This window comes from Methanolobus profundi, from assembly GCF_900114835.1.
Taxonomy (GTDB): Archaea; Halobacteriota; Methanosarcinia; order Methanosarcinales; family Methanosarcinaceae; genus Methanolobus; species Methanolobus profundi.
On record NZ_FOUJ01000007.1, the window covers coordinates 103,160 to 124,922 of the forward strand.

Genomic DNA, 21,763 nt, shown 5'->3' on the forward strand with positions numbered 1-21,763 from the left:
GAAATACACCACCTTTCTATTTTCCATACTGGCTGTTACCCTCTTGATAATTCCTGCATCTGCAGAGAATATCACTATTTCTTTTTCAGATCTCCAGTTAGGCAGGAACATTGACATTGAGGTTTACCAGCCGACAGCCAACGGTTCAAAATTGGTAGGTCAAACGAACAGCACAGGAAGTCTGCAACTTGACACGAACTATGATTATGTGTTCATCATCCGGCCTGCAGAGGATATCTGGTTTCAGAATCCTTTGAATGGTCTTGAGTTGCTGAAGCTGGAGATGCCTGTTCTTCTCACCTGGTTGTTGTGGTTCATGGTGATATTTGGATCGGTGTATGTTGTCTATCGGAGGTTATAATGAAAAGAATAGTATTGGTTATGTTAGCTCTTTGTTTGTTGGTGCTGCCTGCATCAGCATCATCACATACGTACACTGATTCTTTTTACTGCAGAGAGGCATCATCTGAGGGGTACTCTGACAGTTCCTATTCTTATGGTAGTACTGTTCATCATCTTGTAGGTGACTGTAACATCAGTTACACTGTGACGACTTCAAAATATATAGGAACTCCAGACAATGCCTATGGAAGTGCTGGCTTGTATAACATTGAAACCGGAGGAAAATATTTCTTTGTCACTCGTCAGAACGTTTACAATACATATTATGGTACATCAACGATTTCTAACCTTCCCGAAGGGGACTACAAGCTTGTACTGTATGTTTATGCTTATGAGTACAGTGATGATAGCAGAGGTATGCAAATCACTATTCAGAATGGAACAGTTGTAACAGATTCAGCAGTGGAAGAGGAAGAAGCAAAATACATTGATTGGGATCAGTCCACATATTCATCAGGCGATATCGCTCTGATCAACTACACGTATCCTACTTACGTAGAAAGCAATGAGAATTTCATTGATGTCAGATCCTACAATCCCACCAGCTCTGTATGGGAACTTGAAGAAAGACAATTTGTCTATTCAGAGTCTGGTTCTGTACAGTATTCAGTTCCTTCCTATTCATCCCGCCAGTTCCGGGCAGAGCTCATGACAAGAGCTGGAGTCCTTTATTCTGCAACTGAGATAGCAAACGACACTATGCAGATGACCTCCTCAGGAGCAGCTCTGGAATTTACTAAATATATCTATGACCGGGATGAGAACATGACCTTCAGCTATTACAATATGCCTGAAGGTGCTACTATCCAGTTCTACTCAGGAACAACTCCAACCGGAGCCACATACTTTCAGCAGTATTCTGTAGAGGGTAATGGTACAGCAGGATATCAGCTTCCAAGTAATGGACCCTATGGCGAATTGTTCTATATCAGGGCCTATGACAGTAGCAGTAATGAATTAGGTTATGATTATGCATACACAGAGGATGCACCTACAGGGGAAGCTACACTTCATGGTCGTGTAAGGGATGCAGAAACGGAGGGAGTAATATCTGGTGCTACTATCACCGTGGCAGGACAGACAACCACAACAGACAGTAGCGGAGATTACAGTTTAACGATTCCTAAAGGGACCTGGGATATCACAGTATCAGCCTCCAACTATGTTACAAAGACCGTCTCTGATTTCACATTCTCCGGGTCCTCGTATACTTATTATCCTTACTTGCAGCCAAGTCCTGCAGCATCGACCACTCTTTATGGTACTGTCTCATCCTCCACTTCCGGAGCTGCGATCACAGGTGCAACGGTGACTGTCTCGGATGGGAGTACTACTAAAAGTGATGTGACAGCAAAAGGCTATTTTGAGATATCAGGTCTGACAGATGGAGATACCTATACAATAAAGGTACAGCAAACCTATTTTGAATCCTATCAGGCAACTTTCACTTTCGATAGTTCCGACAATATCTATACTGTTCTGCTTGTGCCGAAGGCAGATGATGAAGAAGCAGACGAGGAAACCGAAGAGGGAGAATCCGGAGGCCTGTCTGATGAGGAAGACGAGGATGATAGTTCCAGCAGTTCTGATGATGACTACCGGCCGGGGAGAGCTGCAGCAAGGAGTACATTGGAAAATGCTGAAGAGACAGTACCGAATCTGATCCCTACTCTTATACTTGTGGTATTCGTGGCAGCTGTCAAGAAGGGATTAAAGTGATATGAAACTCAGGTGCATTGTCGTTTGTTCTCTTCTTTTCCTTTGTATTGTCTCTATAGCATCAGCTGAGGAAACCTATGAGAAAGATAATCTATTGTATGTAGATTATGAAGTTCCAAACGATTACTACATAGTAAGCGTCAATCTTGACAACATAGATGCAAACTTCAACAGCACAACTGTGCTTGATGCATTTGGAAAAGAGTATTTTATATATGTTAATAATACTAAGTCGCGGGGTTGGTGGGTCTATGATGTAACTCTTGTGTATCCCAACGGCACCTCTGAATCTTATACAATAAGCGACCTTCAACCCATTGCATTTGATACGGACATCAAGATACAGTACTATTATTCAGAGGCTTCAGCATCGGATTTCAATCTTGATGTAGATGTTTATGTCGGGATATTACCTTTGTCAGCAACCTTTGAAAATATAGGCCTTTTTGGTGAGGTTGTTGTATTCGATAATGTTCAGTCGTCATGTGATAATTATTTTGACATTAAAGTAACCTATGTTGACGCAGAGGAATATGAAGAGATACAAGGTTCTTCTATTACTGATTATTTTTCATCCTTTGATGAATTGTTCTCATGGGCGTGGAGTTCCATACTTTCATTTGTAGAAAAAGTTCCTGGAGTTGGGCCTTATCTGTCTGATAGTCTTGAGATAAGTGTGCTCATTATTGATGATGTATTCTTTTACTTCAACTTGTTCTTTGTGGAATATCTTGAAACAACGATACTGACCATTGAGTTCTTCATCCTCTCAGCCTCAATAATCAAGACGCAAAAGGATGACAATATCTTTGTGATTATTGATACAATCCTTTCTACACACAAGAATGTTATTGAATTTGTTTTCAAAATTGCAGTTGGGAGTGTATCCATTTTTATTGATATCATCAAGATGATCGCTGCAATGGTCAGCTCAATAAAACCATTATGAGGGAATGCTATGCAATTTGGAAAGAAGAAATCAAAAGGAAAGAATGAGAAGATCAAGGCTCTAAGGGTAAGACCTGGACTTGATGGTATCGATCTTGTGAGTCTTGATGTAGATGATGAAACAGCCAGGGATCCTAACTACAATAAGGAGTACGTTCTGTCAGAGGCTACCATTCCTTTCAGTATTAATGGTAAAAAGCCTGAGCATGTCTACCTTCTGGATGGCGGAAAAGGTGTATCTTTGAAGATGGAACGGTCTGATAAGGAGGAATCTGTGGGTGAAGGTGAAGATGCCAGGAAGGTATCCTTGCTAACTCTCAGGACCAGTCCTGCAAAGGTCTCTGCCATCCTGGACACCACACTGATGCAGAGGGCATACACACTAAAACCTGATAGGAGGACTATATTCATTGCCTTCTTTCTGGGAATTGGTGTTGGTTTCTTCACAGGGATCTTGTTCTGAGGTGAGCTGATGGAATCTGATAAAGCACAGGATCTTCTCCGGACATCTGCCAGCCAGTTCTCAAGTGATGCTCAAAAGAACCTGGAGATATCAAAGCTCATCACTGATGATTCTGACTCGATGCAGGACCTATCGGAGCAGCAGATAATAGTAACTGCGATGCTCCGGTCTTTCGATAAGTGTGTACTTCCACTTCCTCAGACTATGGCATTCCTGGGGAACTATGGAGGACTTAGCAGGTCCCGGGATCGTATGGGTCGTCAGGAGTTTGTCGAGTGTCATGCTCGAAGGCCAACTTACATATTCAACCCTCATGACTCCGAGGCCGAGCAGATCGAGAAGATAAGGCCACAGAAAAAGAGTGCCTGGGACAGGTTCCGGAGAAACAAGAACAATTGAGGTGATCATATGGTAAAGTCTGCATTATCGTTTCATCTTTCAGAGGCCCTGATGTCACTGATCTATAATTCTAACGGTTCTTTATATCAGAGGACGAACCTGATCGCTATTATATTCTCAGATGTAGAAGCCATGCTGGACGGTAAAGAGGATTTAATCAAACCGATCAGGGAGAAGATGCAGCTACTCAGGGAGAGCTATGAGCCTATTATGGACCATGATACTGCAGTGATGGCGAAGAGGCTGGCATATGAGCAGGTCCTGGACGATACCAGAACAGAACTGATCAAGGTGATAGACAAGCAGAACCTTGTTTCACAAAGTAATCTGATGACGGTCAAAGCTACAAAATGGAGTGATAGAAGTGAGTGAATACATTATGATCACATGGTGGGATTATAAAATGGCCTGCCTGTTCGTTGGAGGTGTCTGCATGGCCTGCGGTCTGCTTATTGGTGAGCTCAAGTATAATCGTAGAGGTCTGTCAGAGAAGGTAAGGAAGTTCCTGGGAGAATTCTAAGCTATGAGCTGGCAGGAACGATTTAAGAGGGAGTTCATTCAACACCCGGGAGAGCACCTGCTCAATCTGGGAATAACTGGAAGTGGTAAGACTCAAGATCTGATCTGGATCCTTGATGCTCTAAGGTCCGGAGCTCCTGAGGAAACCATTCTCTGGAACGATGCAGGAAAGTCCAATGAGCTCCTCTTGGTGGGACAGTTCGGACCACTTCATATTCTCCTTCCAGAAGGGATGGATATCGATATCACTTCTGATTCAGTGGAATATACAAAAACATGGTTCACTGATCCTGCAGATGTCTGGAGATCCCTGGAACGAGGTATGATCAATATCCTTTGCATCGAGCCTTTCATCCGGAAACCTCAGTACTTCACTCCTGTGATCACATCAATATTTTCCAGGCTCATTGATATGGCACATGACCATCGTTTACCTGTTCCTCTTTCTATTTTCTATGATGAGTTTCATCGGGTAGCTCCGGGGAAAGGCCAGGCATATGATTCTAAACATGCTGCTTTTGGTGCTGAGATACAGTATAACATTGAAACATTAAGGTCCCTAAGAGTCCGTTTTGTGGCCAGTACTCACGGATGGACAAAGCTCCGAAAAGGTGTAAGATCCTCTTTTAATTGGTTCATGATCAATAGGGGTGGCTCTTTTACGTCAGCTGAACAGCCCAGGTTATCCCGGTATAACAAAAAGTTCGAGACACTGGAGAATAATGAGGCCATAATTGCATTTCCTGATAAGGTTTTCACAGACATAATGCAAATTCCTTATTATGGAGAAGGATGGCACTATGGATCAGTTCATTATAGCGGGAAGATCACACCACAGAATTCTCCATTCATTAAGAAAAAGGATGATATCAACAGGTCGGACCTGCAGACTATCAAAGATATGTTGCTGAAGGACTTGATGAATCCTGTCAAATTATAATGAGATTTGCAGATATATATTCCAGTCAATCTATATATAGAAAGAATACTATCAATATAGTGGTGTTATAGGTGGCGTCTTCCATTGTCATGCGTAGATTAACAGGTCTGGAACCTAAGAAAAGGATAAGGCTAGATGTTCGTATGGAGTCTGAGCTGGTGGATATCATCCGTAAGAATGCTTTGAACCCCTCGGACCTTGTGAACATAGGCACGGAAAAAATATTGATCAGCCAGGGATACATCCCAGAAGTAGCTGTAAAAGTTGACCCTTATTTATTACTTGATCCGGAAATCATTAGTACGATCCAGGAGAATCGGATGAACGTTTCTACAATCCTTAATACGGGTGCAAGGATGGTATTGAGGGAGAAGGGCCTGCTTGCTTAATCAAGCAAAGCAGGTACACACGACAAATATTCCTTTCTTACCAATTCGGGATCGAACTCAATGTAATTACTAGCCCATGTTTTCTTTTTCAGAGAATCCCCTCTGAGCCATTTGATGTAAACTTCCTGCATTCCTGCTCTCTGCATCTGTGTGGTGAAAAAGCCACGTAGGCAATGGCAAGTAAGTTTCTTATGCAGGGGTCCGTTGGGATTGTGAAGTCCTAGGGGTTCAGCATAGTATGCAAGGATATTGTTAGTATCATCCTTGTGGATCCTTCCTCCACGGTTCGAGATCCAGAGATAGTCTGTCTTTGCTCTTGGAGCTCTCCATTCAAGGTATTCTTCTAATATATTGTGTAGTTCGTTGTCGATAAAACCCAGTCTAATCCTGCGTTTCTTTTTTGAAGGCCAGTATATCTCATCCCTTTCCAGGTCAATATCTTCTTCCTTGAGTTCAAGATATTCGCCTCTGCGACTGGCTGTCTTTGCCAGGGTGCTGATCATAGCTACCTCTCGTATCATCTCATCTTCATCATGCTGGATCGCTCTAAGGAGTCGTTTCATATCCTGCAGTTCAGGTATGAATCTCCTGTCTGGCTCGTAGTTCTTTTCCAGATATCGACTTCGTATCTGCAGGACAGGATTGTTCGTTACGAGATCCATGAATCTCATGTACTCATAAAGGCCAGATATGGCTGAAAAATCGCGTTGTATAGTGCTTGGTCTTTTACCTCTTTCCTGCAGGTGCTGGAGGTATTCGACTAATAAGAACTTATTCACTGCTTCCGGTTCAGGGAAATAATCAAGGAACTCTTTGCAACTACTTTTATAACTTTGGATTGTGCGCAACTCTAGTCCACGTACTTTACAGTCATCAAGATATGCCTTTAACAGCTCCATTTTTCACGCCACCGGCTTCTAGAAAGAATGGAACTTCTATATAATTGGTTTATCTATAAAATCTATAGATGTATATATAGAACAGTCTCAAAAATCTATCTATATAAAATTATATATTGAGTTTTAGAAAAGTTAAAAGAAATGAAGACAGATGCTCCGATGGGGATTCGAACCCCAGTCGCAGGAGTGAGAGTCCTGCATGATTGGCCGTGCTACACTATCGGAGCATTCTGAATTGCCTAACAGCACCCTTGAAAGTCACTTAAACAATATAAAGCTTTCGTCTCGGATAAAAAGGAGTATGTTTGTGTTTTTATACAAACATACTGTGAGGTGAAGTTGTTTCCTCTTCTTCTGAGACAACCTTGTCGTATGCCTCCATGAGATCCTTCATTGTGATGCTCTCACCACGTCTTCTCAGGACGAACATACCGGCTTCCTTGGTAATAACCTTGATATCTGCGCCACTGAGGCCACTTGTGATCCTTGCCAGTTTCTCAAAGTCCACATCTTCATCAAAGTTCATCTTGCGGGTGTGGATCTTAAATATCTCTGAGCGTCCCTTCTCATCTGGAAGTGGCACTTCGATGACACGGTCGAAACGTCCTGGGCGAAGCAGGGCAGGGTCAAGCAGATCAATTCTGTTGGTTGCTGCAATTACCTTTACATTCTGAGTTGCGTCAAAACCGTCCATCTCCGCAAGTAACTGGAGCATTGTACGGTTCACTTCAGCAGAACCTGTGGTTCCATCATGGGTACGCATGCCGCCCACAGCATCTATCTCATCAATGAAAAGGATGGATGGGGACTTGTCGCGAGCCATCTGGAAAACGTCCTTCACAAGGCGTGCACCTTCTCCTACGAATTTCTGTACGAGGTCGGATCCGGACATTCTGATGAATGTAGCATTTGCCCTTGAAGCCACGGCCTTTGCGATAAGTGTCTTACCTGTTCCGGGCGCGCCGTACATCAGCACACCGGTTGGTGGTTCGATACCTATCTTCTCAAAGAGCTCTGGTTCAAGCAGCGGAAGTTCTACGGATTCGATAACTTCCTTTAGCACATCGTCCAGGCCGCCTATCATATCATAGTCGACTCCTGGAGAATTGATAAGCTCCATAACCTGTGCGCGCACGTCCGCAGCTCTGGAGATTATAGATATTATAGAGAATGCGGCATTAACACAAACCCTCATTCCTGCCTCAACATTAATGTTGGCAGGGATCCTTGTCACAACTTCCTGATTGTTGCCGTGCTGTCTGATAAGTGCCTGGTTATTATCGACTTCCATAACCGTGGCGATGAAAAGTGGTGGGGTGGTGAGCTGCTCTATCTGTCTCTTGAGCTTGTTCGTCTCTTCAAGGTAATTGTTCGCCAGCATGCTAGCTTCAAGTAGCTTGGCGCGCATGTTCTCGTTATTGACTTTAAGTAATTCGATCTCGTGAAGTAATGATTCTACATCTTTTTCGTCAAGACTATCAGATTCTATCTGGGTCTTTATCTTTGAACTAATAGTGTCAATTGGTGATTCGGCACTGCTATTTGACATAGGGACCTAATATGGGCATCATCGGATATAAAACCCACTGCGATGATAGGTGGTGTTTTTGTTTGCTGCATGCCTTTTTTTCTTCGATGATCTTGGAATTATTGGTGTTTTTGGACTTTTTCTTTCTTTCACAGAAAACACGATTTGTTCGGGTTTTCGAGCTTTATATTTAGAATAAAGTGTTTTAAGCTACTTATTTTGTATATTATGGTCTAAAATCAGTTTTCAGTACATGGATACGATGATTTCATCCCGAAATTCGACAAAGAACGAAATATTTATTAACTATTATCTCAATTCTTGTATTGTAGGCATGTACCTCTACATAATTAGTTTGTGTTGATGTCTTAATTATCAAAAATAAGCTATATTAAAGCTTAGATTTGTTTTAAGACAATTGCAGACAATTATTAGAGCAAATATTTATATAATATTAAAAACATGTATGTAATTGTGAAGCACTGAGAAACACTGTGTTCCTGATGTGTTCACAATACAACGGATCACGATTAAAAGAGCAACACCATTGTCTGAGGGGATAAATGGTTTTGTGAATCCATCAATATCTGAGGGGATGAATGGATCCGCAAAGAGGCAAAAGGATGAAGGTTCGGCTTGAGATCATCGATGACGATGGCACTGAGAGCGCAAATGTCGAATTTGCGGGAAGGCACTGGAAAAGGCGCCTTCTTGCATTTATAGACACAGTCGAAGACGAGACCGACAACATAACCGAACCTTCGTCCATTTCATCTAATTCTAAGATGCATGTGGCTGATCAGAGTGCATACCATCCTCAATTCGTTCAGCAACAAGTATCTTCTAATATACAACCTGGCCAGCAGACAGCTCCGCCACAACAGTTCCAGCCTGTACAGCAACAACAGGCTCAACCTGTTTACCAGCAACAGCAGTTCCAGCAGCCAATTCAACAGGTCCCTGTGCAGCAACAGTATCAACAACCGATGCAACAGCAGCAGATGCCTGTAATGACAAATTATCAACCACCACAACAATACGTGCAGCCAAACCTACCTCCTGTGGGGCCGCAACAGTATGGATATGGGCAGCCGGCACACTCTACATCTACGGTCCATCCTCCTGTAACTCCAAACATGCAACATCAGCCGGCTGTTCCACATCTGGATCAGGCAATGCATCGCAGGACTCCGAGATTGCAGGAAAGGCTGAACGAGTCTCTTACTATTAATGAGAGGCTTGAACTCTTCCTTAGATATGAGTATCCTCGTGTGTGGTTCTCTTCCCAGGATGTTCAGCAGCATTATGAGAGGATCTACGGTGCGATAAAACAGAGTACAGTATCCACATATCTGTCCCGTATGTATCGCAAGAACCTTCTTGAACGCAGGGGTAACAGGACGCAGCGTGAATATCGTTACATTGCTGACGAACCTGAACCAACATACAGGATGGAAGAAACTACTGATGCACCTGCGTATCACAGGCTTCAGTACTGAACAGACTTTTAATTTACTTTTTCTATATCAATTCCTATGCGTCAGCAGGGTATTCTTAATTCCGGAATTGTCCTTGTAGTTCTGGGCTTTATTTTCGTTCTCATGGGGACGATCTCTTTATCATCAAATGGTAGCGATGGCTTTGGAGGAGTTGTTCTCATCGGTCCTATTCCGATAGCATTTGGCTCCTCGCCTGAGATCACATCATCGATGTTCTGGGCAGGTGTGCTCATTGCTCTCGTTTACATTCTTGTCAGGAGGAGACTCTAATGTCTGGCCTTATTCTTGTTGTCCTTGGGCTGTTCATGATATTTGCGGGCTTCCTCCTGATCTCCTCTACAGGTGCTTCAGGAAAGGATACTTCAAAGAAGGATGCCGGGCATGAATATGTTTCATCCTTCGGTGGGGGCAGTGAGTATTCAGAGAATATGGGTCATGGGGTCGGCAGGGATCCTGCAGAAAACAGGACAGAGGTCAGAGGTGGAGGTATCATCATGCTCGGACCGATCCCTATCATCATCGGTTCTGACAACAAGAGCACTCAGACATTGATCATACTGGTCATAGTTCTCATGGTATTATACTTCGTGTTCTTCTGAACACGATGTGTGATCCGCATTTTGTCCTGTTGTGGTGAAGTAGTGATTCTGTGATAATGTGTTTGGATGTATTTGAGCTTGTAATACGTATGCATCGAAGTTGTGAATATGTTTATACGCATTCGGTCCAATACAGATATTGATGCGTCCTTTCAAACTAGTCTCAGAGTATAGTCCGAAGGGTGACCAGCCAAAGGCAATTGCCCAGTTGACCGAAGGTATGCAGTCTGGAAAAAAACACCAGACATTGCTCGGTGTGACAGGTTCGGGGAAGACATTCACAATAGCCAATGTGATAAAGAATGTACAGAAACCGACACTTGTTATAGCCCATAACAAGACGCTTGCGGCACAGTTGTTCTCTGAGTTCCGGGATTTTTTCCCTGACAATGCGGTGGAGTATTTTGTCAGTTATTATGATTACTACCAGCCTGAGGCTTACATTCCCACCACGGATACATATATAGAGAAGGATTCATCCGTTAATGAAGAGATAGACCGCCTGAGACTTTCGGCTACTAAATCATTACTTGAACGCAAGGATGTAATTGTGGTTGCCAGTGTTTCATGTATCTATAACCTCGGTTCTCCTGAGGAGTGGAGGGCAATGTCTGTGATGATCACTCCAGGGATGGAAATTGACAGACCTTCTTTTCTGGAGTCTCTCATTAACATACAATATGAAAGGAATGACATCGACTTTACTCAGGGTACTTTCCGTTTGAGGGGAGATACCATTGAGATATTCCCTGCTCAGGAAAAGCATGGTATCCGTATCGAGCTATTCGGTGATGAGGTGGACAGGGTGGTTTACTTTGATCCTGTAAGCGGGAAGGTGCTGGAAGAGGTGCTTCCGGGTGAATCTATTGGTATCTATCCTGCAAAGCATTTTGTTATGCCGGAGGAATATATTGAAAATGCCCTCAAGACCATTGAGGCGGAAATGCACGATCGTTTAGCTGTGCTGAGGTCTGAGAATAAACTGCTTGAGGCACAGAGGCTTGAGCAGCGTGTCAAATTTGATATGGAAATGATAAGGGAACTTGGTTTCTGTAGTGGTATTGAGAATTACTCCCGGCATTTTGACGGCCGCCGTCCCGGCGAGCCTCCATCTTCATTACTGAACTTCTTTCCGGAAGACTATCTTGTTGTTATCGATGAGTCCCATGTGACCATCCCGCAGGTGCGTGGAATGCATAATGGGGACAGGGCCAGGAAGCAATCTCTGGTAGAGTATGGTTTCCGCCTGCCATCTGCTCTTGATAACAGACCGTTGCGTTATGATGAGTTCGAGCGAAGGCTCAATGATGTGATCTACGTGTCTGCGACACCTGCGGAGTATGAACTTGAGAAAAGCAAGGCTGTGGTAGAGCAGATCATTCGTCCTACGGGACTTGTTGATCCTGAAGTTACCATTCGTCCGGTGGAGAATCAGGTGGATGACCTTATAGGTGAGATCCGCAAGGTGACCGGGGAAGGTTTCAGGACCCTTGTGACCACGTTGACTAAAAGGATGGCCGAGGACCTTACGGATTATTTATTGGAACTTGGTATCAAGGTCCGGTATATGCACTCTGATATCGATACTCTCGAAAGGGCACAGATAGTCAGGGGTCTGAGAAAGGGTGATTTTGATGTGCTTGTGGGTATCAACCTGTTGCGAGAGGGACTTGATATTCCGGAGGTTGCTTTTGTTGCGATACTGGATGCTGATAAGGAGGGTTTCCTGCGTTCCGATCGCTCACTTATACAGACCATCGGACGTGCTTCCAGAAATTCAGAGGGGCGTGTCATTCTGTATGCTGATAATATAACTGGTTCCATGGCACGCGCTATTGGTGAAACTGAGAGGCGTCGCAAGCTTCAGGTGGAGTTCAACAAGGAGCATGGTATAACTCCTACGACCATTAAGAAGGCTCTGCAGAAGGAGCTTGTTGAAGGTGAGAAATATCAGGCTGCTTCAGGTGTCATGGCAATTGCCGAGGATGCATCGGTGCGTGAGATCGCTGACATCATCATTGACCTTGAGGCTGATATGCATCTGGCTGCCAAGAATCTTGAGTTCGAGAGGGCGGCAGAACTTCGTGACAGGGTAAAAGAGCTTCGGGAACAGTATTCTCTGTGATTTTTCTTATCTGGCATTACGGCTCATACGCCTTATGCCCCGTCTTCTTTTTCGGTCCTCGGGACCTGAGTATCTTATGTTCTTACCGGTGTGGTGAAGGAATACGTCATCAAGTGTTGGTTTTCTCAGGCTGACGGATTCTATGTGAAGATCAAGTTCGGTGCTGATCTTCATGATCTCTGGTATGGTCCTTTCGCCGTCTGTAGCGGTTATGCGAATGGATGTGCCGGATGTGGTTATTTTCTTTGTGCTGCTGCTTTGCTTGTAGTGTTCCATCATCTTTGTGGCTTCTTCCTCTGAGATGAAGTTCAGGGTTATGATGTCACCGCCGAGTTTTGCCTTTAGTTCTGCGGGGGTGCCTTCTGCGATTATCTCTCCATGGTCGATGATAGCTATACGGTTGCAGAGCATGTCAGCTTCTTCCATGTAGTGTGTGGTGAGCACCATTGTGATGTTCTTTTCTTGGTTGAGCTTCTTGATGTATTCCCAGATGTGGTTCCTTGTCTGGGGGTCAAGTCCCAGGGTGGGTTCGTCAAGGAAGAGTACGTTTGGATGATGCATGAGTCCTCTTGCTATCTCCAACCTGCGCATCATTCCGCCTGAGTATTTCTGCACCACCTCGTCAGCCCAGTCACTGAGCTCTACGAGTTCGAGTACTTCACGGATGCGCTCGTGGCGCTCTTTTCTTCCCAGTCCGTAGAGCCTGCCGTGAATGTCAAGGTTCTCGCGCCCGGTGAGCTTCTGGTCAAGGGTGGTGCCCTGGAATACCACTCCTATGGACATGCGCACTTTTGTGGAGCGCGAGCGTATGTCGTATCCCCAAACCTCAGCATTTCCTGAAGTGGGTCTGAGCATTGTGGACAACATGCCAATGAGTGTTGATTTTCCTGCTCCATTGGGTCCGAGCAACCCGAAAAGCTCTCCTTTCTCAACTGTGATGTTTATATTCTTTACAGCGGTTACCTGTTCGAATCTCTTGTTGATGCTCTCGGTCCTGATGGCTATGTCCGGCATTTCCTTACTCATTAGATATTGTGAATGTCGTTCCGATTTATATATGATGCCTTATGATGTCCATTATCGGGCGAAAACGTTATATCTGAAAAAAGACTGTATTGGGTGTCCAAACTGCGCTGGTGGTTTAGTGGCTATGACTGAGGCCTTCCAAGCCTTAAACCCGGGTTCGAATCCCGGTCGGCGCATCTTCTCTTTTTTTATTAGACTGTCAATCTAAGCAGTTTACACTTTTTATAATTTTATGTAGTTGAAAGTACTTTATGTACCTATATAGAATCTATAGAAAGTCAATTTTTATATGACAATTCCATCTAAGTTTTACTTACATGGTACAAATGGACCTAATCAATGAATTTGTCAGGGACTGTGAACTACGAGGACTAGAGTTGCGCACAGTTCAAACTTACAGAGGCAGTGTTAGAAGGTTCCTCGATGAGTACCCAGACCCGACAAAATGCACGAAACACGAGATACTTGATTATTTAGGCCATCTGCAAACTAAGGATATTACAGTAGGTACTATCAAACGTGATTTTGCAGCTATATCCGGACTATTTGATTATTTGTTGTTCTGTGAAAAGATACGAGTAAATCCAGTAGGCCAGATCAGGAAAAGATATCTTAATCAGCCTGAAATGCCAGAGTCCAGGCAAATACCAGAACTAAGCGAAATGAGGCAATTGATAGGCAGTATAGAGCCTGAATCAGTATTGGAAAGAACTATTGTAACATTCCTGGCTAAAACTGCAGGACGTAAGGGTGAGTTCCTGGCACTCAAGAAGGATGACGTTGATCTCAGGAAAGATATGATATACTGGCCTTCAAAAAAGAAACGCAAGATCAGGATTGGATTTGTAGATCAGGAACTTCACGACCTGCTTGAAGAATACTTGATCTGGAGAGAAGAGCAGAAACCAAAAAGTGAATATCTCTGGATATCTACCACAGGTCACAGAATACACAAGGATTACGTTAACGCAGTCATTCAATACTATGCTAAACCTCTTGGCATGCATGACCATCACGGACCCCTACACACTCGTTTAACTTCCCATTGTCTGCGTGGATTTTTCACTACACAGATGCAGAGAGCAGGGATGCAGGAAGTTTATATCAAATGGCTCAGAGGAGATTCATTAAAGAAAAAGACCTGGGCTAATAATTACCTGGAATTTGACCCGGAATTGGTGAGGAAAGAGTATCTTTCTTGTGTTCCAGAGTTGATAATGTGAATGAAACATTAGGCAAATTTTATTTTGCAGATTCATCAATCACTACTAATCATTAACAATATTAAAAGAAACAAACACAAACATGTATTTCTGCGCTATATGCTATATCATATGTACATGTTACGTGTGAAATCATCTTCTTCATGCTTGTTCTTTTTTTCTCTCTCTTCAATATGGTAATAATCAGGAGTTTCTTTATAATCAGTCCCAATATTTGCAAAAAAAACATTTCTTGTTCCAGGACCTGAGCGAGTTCTAATAGCCGTTGGATATTTTTTACTTATTACAACAGGTGCAGGAAGTTTACTTATTACGGAAGGTGTAGCATTAGATGAATCTGATTTTATTTTTACATCAGCATCTTTTTTATCTTCAACATTTGCTTTATCAGTATCAGTAGTACAATGCCTGAGATTTTTTGCACAAATTTGATTAAGAATAACCATTAACAACATGAAAATATATCCTATAGTACCTACTACGGCATTACCAAAGTAAATACCTATTACTATTAAGATACCAGATATCAAAATACCTGCATGAGAAACAAACATCTTATGCGCATTTTCCATATTTTCACACCAGTTCAAATAACATCAGCAATGTTGCATATGTAAATCCTACAATTCCTATTGCATACGAGACAGTTTTTATAGACACCATTTCAGTCAATTTCTCCTCATATGTGGAAATAAGCATACCTACATATGTGGCCATTGCACTGACCAAGAATGCCACATCTATTATAGCAATGAAAAGTACAAAAACCTTTGTTAATCCTTCTTCAAAAGGGCTATACCCCCCTTTTAAATAGAATATAAGTGCGAAGCAGATATTAATAAAAGCAACGCAGGTGGTAATTGATATTGTATCAAAACTGCGAACATGATTATTTTCAGGCATTTAAATTACCTTGATCTATTTTAGATTTAACAACTTCTAAATCAGATTTAACACGTTCTATGTTTCGAATAAACTCACACAGTTCCTGATATGACATTTGGAATGTAAAATTATTTTCCCTTTCTTGTCCATCTTCATCTTTTTTAGAAAACATATTAATCTGAACAACAGGTACAAACTTTTTGAAATCACCTTCTTCTGTAACAACTGATCTTAAGTTTGTATTCCATGAAATTCCTGCTAACGATGGTACTACTGAATAAATAGAATTCATTTCATCTTTATATTCATCAAGATTCTGTGCGTATTTTTTTCCACATGAATCATATATATTCATGACTTTTGTGTAAGCATCGTTGGAGTCTATGTAAACTCTTAATTCATCACAATTAATAGTTTCATTATATAAGTTCACGTAAAAATATGTGGCTACTCTTAAAATATAGTTTATGTCTCTATCTGATATTTGGTATTCCTCAGACAGTTCATCTACGATTTTAGCAGGATCTTTTTCTATTGAAGGTGAAGCACGGCTAATCATATCATTTAGAACTTTTTCATCTTGTTTTAAGAAAAGGTCAAGTTCACTTCTAAATGAAGGAGGCTCTCTTGAACCAAATAATTTTAAGGAAACAATATCTTTGTCAGACATCTATTTTCTCCATTTTGATTATTATGTATGTTCACTAATACATAGTAATAGATTATAAAATTATTTATTTGTACGTTGGATTATTTAATCATACTTTAAAGCATAAATTAAACGAAAAATAAAACTCAAGTTGAGTTTCTTCTCCATACGTCGCATTATCCTTCGGTATAAGGAGCATAGGGGGCCAGCCTGAAGGCTGGCCCCTGCATGAGCTCAAACACTCTCATTTTACTGCAACGGGATTGTACAAAAAGGCAATTCTATAATTTCCCTGGCGTTTCTGCAGCTGTCTGGATGAGCTCGTCCGGAACAACTCAAAACACAAACAATAACTACAGTAGTAAATAGTTTTAATAAAAAAGTAAAATTATATAGCTGTACAATAAGGAAAAAAATCACTGTATAAAGTTAAGATCTCAACTTATTCTTTACAACTACCTGGATCTTATCCTTGAGCTCATCCGAGAACACCAGGACAAATGAAGTTAGACCAGATCCCAGGACAAAACCCACCAGGAACATTAGAAGGATGACCTTAACGTATTCCATGGTAAAAGCATGGGAAAGAAAGACCTGATCATTTGATATCAGGAAATCATTTCCATATTGTACAAGTGTAGTGTTCAGTGTAGCATTATACATTTCACCGCTTCCAGTAAGAACGAACTTTAAAGGATATCTCAGAAAAGGCCAATGATAAGAGATGCCAGAGACCTTGTAAGAACATAAGATCTTCATTCATCTGTCACCAGCTCCGGAGAAGAGAACCTATCTTTAATTCTAACAATAGCGTTTTGCAAAAATGATCTTTCAGCTTTCCTGTTACCTGGATCAATTCCCAATTCTTCAGACCAATTAACAAAGGTTGGTTCCTCATCGCAATCCTTGCGGAAATAGTGAGTATCATAAGCCCTTGCAACCTTGCCAGAGAACCTTAAATGAGACCTGTTATACATGGCCTCTTTGTCCTGGTGTCTGCGTTTGAAGTCATCTTCTGTAAGGTATGCATCAATAGTGAACCAGAGAGGACGACCTATCAAGGGTATCTCGGTCTTTTTTACATAGAAGAAGGTATCAGTCATTTCACGGATAACAAGATCGATCCTTGCAGGATTTTGAGCTATCAGGTTGATATCATTTCCATTATGGCCATTGGTAGAAAAGAACAGGTGTTCATCATCTGTGAAACTCTTATGTTTCCTGCTGTTGAAGTCCCTGTATGCTTCGTCTATGAAAATGTAGCTATCATAGATAGGGAGATACACATATTCAGGCTTCCAGACATCACAGAAGCCAAGTTTAGGGTGCTCAATGGGATAGTTAGAGAATACCCTACCCTTAAAATCAGGGTCTTTCAATCTCTTCTTATGGACCTCTTCCATTCTCTTCAATGCTTCAGCAGTACAGGTAAATGTCTTACCTTTCCTTGGAGGAGCCCAGTATATGTATATCATACTCAGGAAGAAAAGCAATATATTGAACAGTAGATCACCACCTAAAATTGGATTTTAAGTACGTCTAGGGCAATGCTTACATTGCCCTGGACTTTTGACATCGGTCATGCAGGATCCTAAAGACAAATGATCAATAAGTCTAAAGAACTCCACATGACCCGACGTTATTTCTTAGCTCTGAAGAACTTACGCACAAGAGCAAAGGCCATACCAACAACTGCAGCAGCTGTGAAAATGACAAGAGGCATTTCAAGGAATAGCATCATGACATCGGTTGCAATACCGATGAACCAGATGATCACTATTGACAGGTTATCGAGCATTTCTTGGGTTCCCATTCTACTTTCTCACCTCCCCCCATTTCCTATGTGTGAACCAATGAGCTTGAAAAGATCAATTACACCTACAAAGACCAGAACAAGGAAGCACCCTGCTACAAGCATGCAGATGATGTAAGTTACATCAGATGTAGGAGTTCCCAGGAAATCATAGATCAATGGCATTACGTTACTTACCATTGGTAGTCGTCCTCCTGTAGAGCATATAGAAGGTTTGTAATAATTCACAAAATGCTATCACTATCAGTAAAGCGATAATGACTTCCTGACCCCAGGGATAAGAAGAGGTCGCAATAGTTGAATTAAAGAGATTATCAGCAAGTTGAAAGGTCATTAAGAGTCCTCCGAATGTTTGGAGTTATCATCGATCAGTGCAAAGATCCCCCACATAGTTACTGCAACAAATTCCAGAGCAAGGAATAGGTCGAGGACTGAATGAGCATCGAAAATGAAGACATTATCAAGCATCTGGAATACCAGGCCGATCACATCCAGGAAGAAACCTAAAGCTAGTAGAAAGTCGCTCATATTTTGTTCCCCAGTATCTCAATGTCCTTTAGGAACCAGTAGATACGCAATACAAAGGCAATGCCAAGCATGATGAGAATTAGAATTATCCAGACCGAGGGCATCCAGAGACTGACAAAGGTACTGATCATAGAGTATACGGAGTTAAAGAATGTGAAAAGGGAACTTATCAGGCCAACGAAAGCACCTATGATTATCTGAATTATGTTTGTCAAATGTCTGAATATGACTTCTAGGGGATAAAGCAGAGCATATAGAAGTTCACTAAGGAACTGTTCAAAATCAACATCAAGTAAGCTCATGGTCATTTCCTCTTAAAGATCATCAGAACCATCAACCAGACCAGATTATAGGTTATCAAAGCCTGGACCTTTGGCGGCATTGAATTTACTACAGGTGCAAATATGGAAGCAACAATAGGGTTGTACCCCTGCATTTCTGTACTTGAATCCAGAAGGTAAACGTTAGCACTATTTACAGAATCGTTGAGGGCAGTTACAGGATACATCAGATAGGTGAATCCACTCTCAGCAGGTCCGAATAGGTAATCTCCTACTGTATCAACAGAACCATAGTATCCACTTAGAAATGTAGAATCATATGATCCGGTTTCGTTGTTCTCTTCTGTTCCGTTCTGGAATGGATTTTCTGGCATTTCCGGAGGGTCCAGAATAGGATCATCAGGTTCCTCCGGTTCTTCGGGTAGTGTCTCATTATTGGTATTGTTTGCAGAGGATGTTACGGAGAGAGTATCAGTTGCCAGGATGGTTTCTGTTTCTTCTATTACAGCTGACAGACCGGACCATGTTTGTGTTACTGTGTAGACCTCTACCAGAGAGGCTTCTACGGTATCGGGATATGATGGAAAGGTTGGTGTTTGAAATTGCCTGGTGCCTGATGAAGATCCCAGGGTAAAAGGCATAGTTACCTGAACAGGCTCGGTGTCATAGTCGAACTCAAGATAATAAGAGTAGTCGTGATCAAGAGTTACTGTTGCATCCAATTCATGATAACTTTCCTGCAGGTCATCGATAAAATAGGACACATCTATCCAGGTGTCAGGCTGTTCTTCATCGTAGGCGAATTCTACAAGGTTATCATTGGGTTCGGGTTGAGAATCGATAACAACGGTTTCATTTAGCAAAGTACATGTTATTCGCTTAGTATCGTCATCGTACTCATAACAATACAAATACATATATTGTCTATAATAGCCAGCTGGTAATCCGCTTCTTTGAAATGAGACGTTCCAGGTCCCATACAAATTTTGTTTGCTAGCAAGCCCGTAATATGAACCAGTTGCAGTATTTTGAAGTCCTAAAATCACATAAGCATTCTCAGGAGTTCCAAGTGGTTTTGCAGTATTGAACTTAATATATCCGGTTATGTCTCCTTCGAGGTATTCAGTTTGTGAACCATGCACATAAGAACTGTCAGAATATCCCTCAGAACTTGATTCTTGTCCGTAAGTACTTTCATGATAAGTGATAGTAGAAGCAGAAGCAGGAACAATCAGGAGTAAGAGAGCCAGTAAAAAGAGCATTGGCTTGGTGGTTGGCATACGCTGGCCCTCTCATTGAGTGGAGTTAATTAGGTTTCCAGGAAGCGAGCTCTTTAATTGCCTGCTTTGCATCAGTGTCCTTGCTCAATGCATCAAGCATATTGTTGAAGATCTCCGGCTTGATTATGCCCTTATGGTCTGTAATGGTACTCACGTCTATTTTCGGACCATATTTTACAACCTCATTTTTGTCGTTGGTGAATTCACCTGGGGCTTTTATGTCAATGGAACCGCCCATGAAAACTAGTGTTTTAACTTCTTTGTCTTTCATCATGTTACCCTCCTTCGGGTAAATCATGATATCTTGGGAATTGTACTTAAACAAGAATTTTTATTGAAAATAGTTATACACATTAAAGGAATTAAAGAAGAGAAAAAGTAGGGAATAAAGTTTGCTCCCACCATAAAAATACAATTTTTATCTTTCAAAAGCAGTAACCATATCATTTATTATACTTTTTACCTCTTCTGCTGTTAATTCAATATTTCCATTCTTTTGCATATCGCCTAAGTAGCTTTCCAATTGTCTTTTAAGCATTTTTACATCATATTCATCAAAAATACTCACTATGAGCAATGAAATAGAGCCAATTAATCCAAAGGAAAGAAGAACCATATCATACATTGAATTTGTTTCTGTATGCGTATATCCTATTATGATTATTCCAAAAAAAGCCATTAAAATAAAACAAATCATAGATGTGAAAAGAATTGCTCGAATTAATCCATAAAATACAGTAAACTTTCTATTCTGAAAAGTAAAATTTTGTCCAATATCTAACAATGGATTATCTTTATTTTGATACGATTTATGGTAATAACCAATAGCAAAAGGAACTGAATAACTTGTATCGTATTTAGAAATAAGTCTATCTAAATATTCAGGCGATAAATTGCCTTCTATCCTCTTAATAAAGGAACAAACTGCAGCTGAATTCCAATTCAAAAGTATTAGGTACTCTTTCAAAGCTACCAGTGTTCCATATTTATAAATGGACGAGTTATGTAACAGGTTTATTTGAACTGAAGGAGTTAAAAAATCATTATTCTTTAGATTAAAAAGAAGTGAACTCAGTTGTGATTTATTTAATGAGATTACTTTTGAATAGAATTCTAAATCTTCTTGATCAATATCACCTGATTCTATTTTGTAATAAACAAATTCACTTCTCTGAAATATCCTTCTTACAAAATTATTAACTTTATCAATTGTACGCAATAAATCAAACAAAAAGTAAAGAAAGAAAATAATTGGTACTTTGTAGATACCTACAAAAGAGACAAAATTATCCTTTATAGAATCATTTACTATGAAAGATGTATTTTCATACAATACGCCAGCAGTTAAGAAAAAAAGTAAAAGTGCATTTACACCTCTATGAGATATCCCTTTACCTTTTGTAAAGTACCTCGATGACTGAATGATTAAATTATATATATACGAAAAAATATCAGTGTCAATATATACAGAATCTTCGATTACATCTTCTTTTTTAATATTGTCATCTGATTTATCGCAAATATTTATTTCCTTTTCCTCACTCACAAACTAAATTGAATAGCCTAATACATAAAATTATCTAAACAATTCTATTATATTTTTGTATATCTTGATGAATATACCGTTCTTGCTGACTTGTGCAGACTTC

General features: G+C 41.1%; 30 protein-coding genes and 2 tRNA genes. 15 read left to right on the plus strand and 17 right to left on the minus strand.

Going from position 1 to position 21,763, the window contains the following annotated elements; genetic code table 11:
- Positions 1–43 precede the first annotated feature (43 nt).
- From BM008_RS13690 to BM008_RS13725, 9 genes are all read left to right on the plus strand, one after another.
- On the plus strand, positions 44–361 hold the full coding sequence (locus BM008_RS13690; protein WP_091937987.1) for a hypothetical protein: 318 nt from the start codon (positions 44–46) through the stop codon (positions 359–361).
- Positions 361–2,121, plus strand: coding sequence for a carboxypeptidase-like regulatory domain-containing protein (locus BM008_RS13695; RefSeq protein WP_091937989.1), 1,761 nt, complete (start codon positions 361–363; stop codon positions 2,119–2,121). The genes BM008_RS13690 and BM008_RS13695 overlap by 1 nt, the downstream gene beginning before the upstream one ends.
- Before the next feature lies 1 nt (position 2,122).
- The gene (locus BM008_RS13700) at positions 2,123–3,070 is read left to right on the plus strand and encodes a hypothetical protein (protein ID WP_091937991.1); all 948 of its coding nucleotides are present in this window, start codon (positions 2,123–2,125) and stop codon (positions 3,068–3,070) included.
- Between the two features lie 9 nt (positions 3,071–3,079).
- Positions 3,080–3,532, plus strand: a complete 453-nt coding sequence (locus BM008_RS13705) for a hypothetical protein (RefSeq protein ID WP_091937992.1) — start codon at positions 3,080–3,082, stop codon at positions 3,530–3,532.
- Between the two features lie 9 nt (positions 3,533–3,541).
- A complete protein-coding gene (locus tag BM008_RS13710; protein ID WP_091937994.1) occupies positions 3,542–3,931 on the plus strand; it encodes a hypothetical protein in 390 nt (129 codons plus the stop codon).
- Between the two features lie 9 nt (positions 3,932–3,940).
- A complete protein-coding gene (locus BM008_RS13715; protein ID WP_091937996.1) occupies positions 3,941–4,303 on the plus strand; it encodes a hypothetical protein in 363 nt (120 codons plus the stop codon).
- Complete coding sequence (locus BM008_RS14985; RefSeq protein ID WP_177188090.1) at positions 4,296–4,451, plus strand: hypothetical protein; 156 nt, start codon at positions 4,296–4,298, stop codon at positions 4,449–4,451. Before BM008_RS13715 ends, BM008_RS14985 begins: the two co-directional genes overlap by 8 nt.
- 3 nt (positions 4,452–4,454) lie before the next feature.
- On the plus strand, positions 4,455–5,390 hold the full coding sequence (locus BM008_RS13720; RefSeq protein WP_091938000.1) for a hypothetical protein: 936 nt from the start codon (positions 4,455–4,457) through the stop codon (positions 5,388–5,390).
- Positions 5,391–5,479: 89 nt separating this feature from the next.
- Positions 5,480–5,779 carry a hypothetical protein gene (locus BM008_RS13725; protein WP_091938002.1) on the plus strand — a complete coding sequence of 100 codons (300 nt, stop codon included), beginning with the start codon at positions 5,480–5,482 and terminating at the stop codon, positions 5,777–5,779.
- On the opposite strand, the gene BM008_RS13730 is transcribed toward BM008_RS13725, so the two are convergent.
- From BM008_RS13730 to BM008_RS13740, 3 genes are all read right to left on the minus strand, one after another.
- Positions 5,776–6,678 carry a tyrosine-type recombinase/integrase gene (locus BM008_RS13730; RefSeq protein ID WP_091938004.1) on the minus strand — a complete coding sequence of 301 codons (903 nt, stop codon included), beginning with the start codon at positions 6,676–6,678 and terminating at the stop codon, positions 5,776–5,778. The genes BM008_RS13725 and BM008_RS13730 overlap by 4 nt on opposite strands.
- Before the next feature lie 152 nt (positions 6,679–6,830).
- A tRNA-Glu gene (locus tag BM008_RS13735) sits at positions 6,831–6,905 on the minus strand.
- Between the two features lie 86 nt (positions 6,906–6,991).
- Positions 6,992–8,227: a proteasome-activating nucleotidase gene (locus BM008_RS13740; RefSeq protein WP_091938006.1), complete on the minus strand. Its 1,236-nt coding sequence runs from the start codon at positions 8,225–8,227 to the stop codon at positions 6,992–6,994.
- 578 nt (positions 8,228–8,805) lie between these two features.
- Here BM008_RS13740 and BM008_RS13745 point away from each other — a divergent pair.
- From BM008_RS13745 to uvrB, 4 genes are all read left to right on the plus strand, one after another.
- Positions 8,806–9,705, plus strand: a complete 900-nt coding sequence (locus tag BM008_RS13745) for a hypothetical protein (RefSeq protein ID WP_091938008.1) — start codon at positions 8,806–8,808, stop codon at positions 9,703–9,705.
- Positions 9,706–9,741: 36 nt separating this feature from the next.
- Positions 9,742–9,975, plus strand: a complete 234-nt coding sequence (locus tag BM008_RS13750) for a TIGR00304 family membrane protein (protein ID WP_091938010.1) — start codon at positions 9,742–9,744, stop codon at positions 9,973–9,975.
- Complete coding sequence (locus BM008_RS13755; RefSeq protein WP_091938012.1) at positions 9,975–10,304, plus strand: TIGR00304 family membrane protein; 330 nt, start codon at positions 9,975–9,977, stop codon at positions 10,302–10,304. The genes BM008_RS13750 and BM008_RS13755 overlap by 1 nt, the downstream gene beginning before the upstream one ends.
- Positions 10,305–10,446: 142 nt before the next feature.
- Positions 10,447–12,429: an excinuclease ABC subunit UvrB gene (uvrB, locus tag BM008_RS13760; RefSeq protein ID WP_091938014.1), complete on the plus strand. Its 1,983-nt coding sequence runs from the start codon at positions 10,447–10,449 to the stop codon at positions 12,427–12,429.
- A 6-nt stretch (positions 12,430–12,435) separates the two neighbouring features.
- On the opposite strand, the gene BM008_RS13765 is transcribed toward uvrB, so the two are convergent.
- Entirely contained in the window at positions 12,436–13,455 is a 1,020-nt protein-coding gene (locus BM008_RS13765; RefSeq protein WP_245748058.1) for an ATP-binding cassette domain-containing protein, read from the minus strand.
- A 104-nt stretch (positions 13,456–13,559) separates the two neighbouring features.
- Here BM008_RS13765 and BM008_RS13770 point away from each other — a divergent pair.
- Both BM008_RS13770 and BM008_RS13775 read left to right on the plus strand, forming a co-directional pair.
- Positions 13,560–13,631, plus strand: a tRNA-Gly gene (locus BM008_RS13770).
- A 141-nt stretch (positions 13,632–13,772) separates the two neighbouring features.
- On the plus strand, positions 13,773–14,678 hold the full coding sequence (locus tag BM008_RS13775) for a tyrosine-type recombinase/integrase (RefSeq protein ID WP_091938019.1): 906 nt from the start codon (positions 13,773–13,775) through the stop codon (positions 14,676–14,678).
- Between the two features lie 107 nt (positions 14,679–14,785).
- Here BM008_RS13775 and BM008_RS13780 read toward each other — a convergent pair whose 3' ends face one another.
- The 13 genes from BM008_RS13780 to BM008_RS13825 all read right to left on the minus strand — a co-directional run bounded on the left by BM008_RS13780 (position 14,786) and on the right by BM008_RS13825 (position 21,660).
- Positions 14,786–15,250, minus strand: coding sequence for a hypothetical protein (locus tag BM008_RS13780; RefSeq protein ID WP_091938021.1), 465 nt, complete (start codon positions 15,248–15,250; stop codon positions 14,786–14,788).
- A gap of 4 nt (positions 15,251–15,254) precedes the next feature.
- Complete coding sequence (locus BM008_RS13785) at positions 15,255–15,581, minus strand: hypothetical protein (RefSeq protein WP_091938024.1); 327 nt, start codon at positions 15,579–15,581, stop codon at positions 15,255–15,257.
- Complete coding sequence (locus tag BM008_RS13790; RefSeq protein ID WP_091938025.1) at positions 15,574–16,233, minus strand: hypothetical protein; 660 nt, start codon at positions 16,231–16,233, stop codon at positions 15,574–15,576. The genes BM008_RS13785 and BM008_RS13790 overlap by 8 nt, the downstream gene beginning before the upstream one ends.
- A gap of 408 nt (positions 16,234–16,641) precedes the next feature.
- Complete coding sequence (locus tag BM008_RS13795; protein WP_091938027.1) at positions 16,642–16,971, minus strand: hypothetical protein; 330 nt, start codon at positions 16,969–16,971, stop codon at positions 16,642–16,644.
- Positions 16,968–17,687: a zonular occludens toxin domain-containing protein gene (locus BM008_RS13800; protein WP_091938029.1), complete on the minus strand. Its 720-nt coding sequence runs from the start codon at positions 17,685–17,687 to the stop codon at positions 16,968–16,970. The genes BM008_RS13795 and BM008_RS13800 overlap by 4 nt, the downstream gene beginning before the upstream one ends.
- Positions 17,688–17,851: 164 nt before the next feature.
- The gene (locus tag BM008_RS14990; protein WP_177188091.1) at positions 17,852–18,025 is read right to left on the minus strand and encodes a hypothetical protein; all 174 of its coding nucleotides are present in this window, start codon (positions 18,023–18,025) and stop codon (positions 17,852–17,854) included.
- Between the two features lie 9 nt (positions 18,026–18,034).
- A complete protein-coding gene (locus BM008_RS14995) occupies positions 18,035–18,205 on the minus strand; it encodes a hypothetical protein (RefSeq protein ID WP_177188092.1) in 171 nt (56 codons plus the stop codon).
- Positions 18,195–18,359 (minus strand): hypothetical protein, encoded by a 165-nt coding sequence (locus BM008_RS15000; RefSeq protein ID WP_177188093.1) that lies wholly within the window; start codon positions 18,357–18,359, stop codon positions 18,195–18,197. Before BM008_RS15000 ends, BM008_RS14995 begins: the two co-directional genes overlap by 11 nt.
- Positions 18,359–18,553, minus strand: coding sequence for a hypothetical protein (locus BM008_RS13805; RefSeq protein ID WP_091938031.1), 195 nt, complete (start codon positions 18,551–18,553; stop codon positions 18,359–18,361). Before BM008_RS13805 ends, BM008_RS15000 begins: the two co-directional genes overlap by 1 nt.
- Positions 18,550–18,855: a hypothetical protein gene (locus tag BM008_RS13810; protein WP_091938033.1), complete on the minus strand. Its 306-nt coding sequence runs from the start codon at positions 18,853–18,855 to the stop codon at positions 18,550–18,552. The genes BM008_RS13805 and BM008_RS13810 overlap by 4 nt, the downstream gene beginning before the upstream one ends.
- A gap of 2 nt (positions 18,856–18,857) precedes the next feature.
- Complete coding sequence (locus BM008_RS13815) at positions 18,858–20,114, minus strand: hypothetical protein (protein ID WP_091938034.1); 1,257 nt, start codon at positions 20,112–20,114, stop codon at positions 18,858–18,860.
- A 25-nt stretch (positions 20,115–20,139) separates the two neighbouring features.
- The gene (locus BM008_RS13820) at positions 20,140–20,388 is read right to left on the minus strand and encodes a hypothetical protein (protein ID WP_091938036.1); all 249 of its coding nucleotides are present in this window, start codon (positions 20,386–20,388) and stop codon (positions 20,140–20,142) included.
- 144 nt (positions 20,389–20,532) lie between these two features.
- Positions 20,533–21,660, minus strand: a complete 1,128-nt coding sequence (locus BM008_RS13825) for a hypothetical protein (protein ID WP_091938038.1) — start codon at positions 21,658–21,660, stop codon at positions 20,533–20,535.
- Positions 21,661–21,763: the final 103 nt, after the last annotated feature.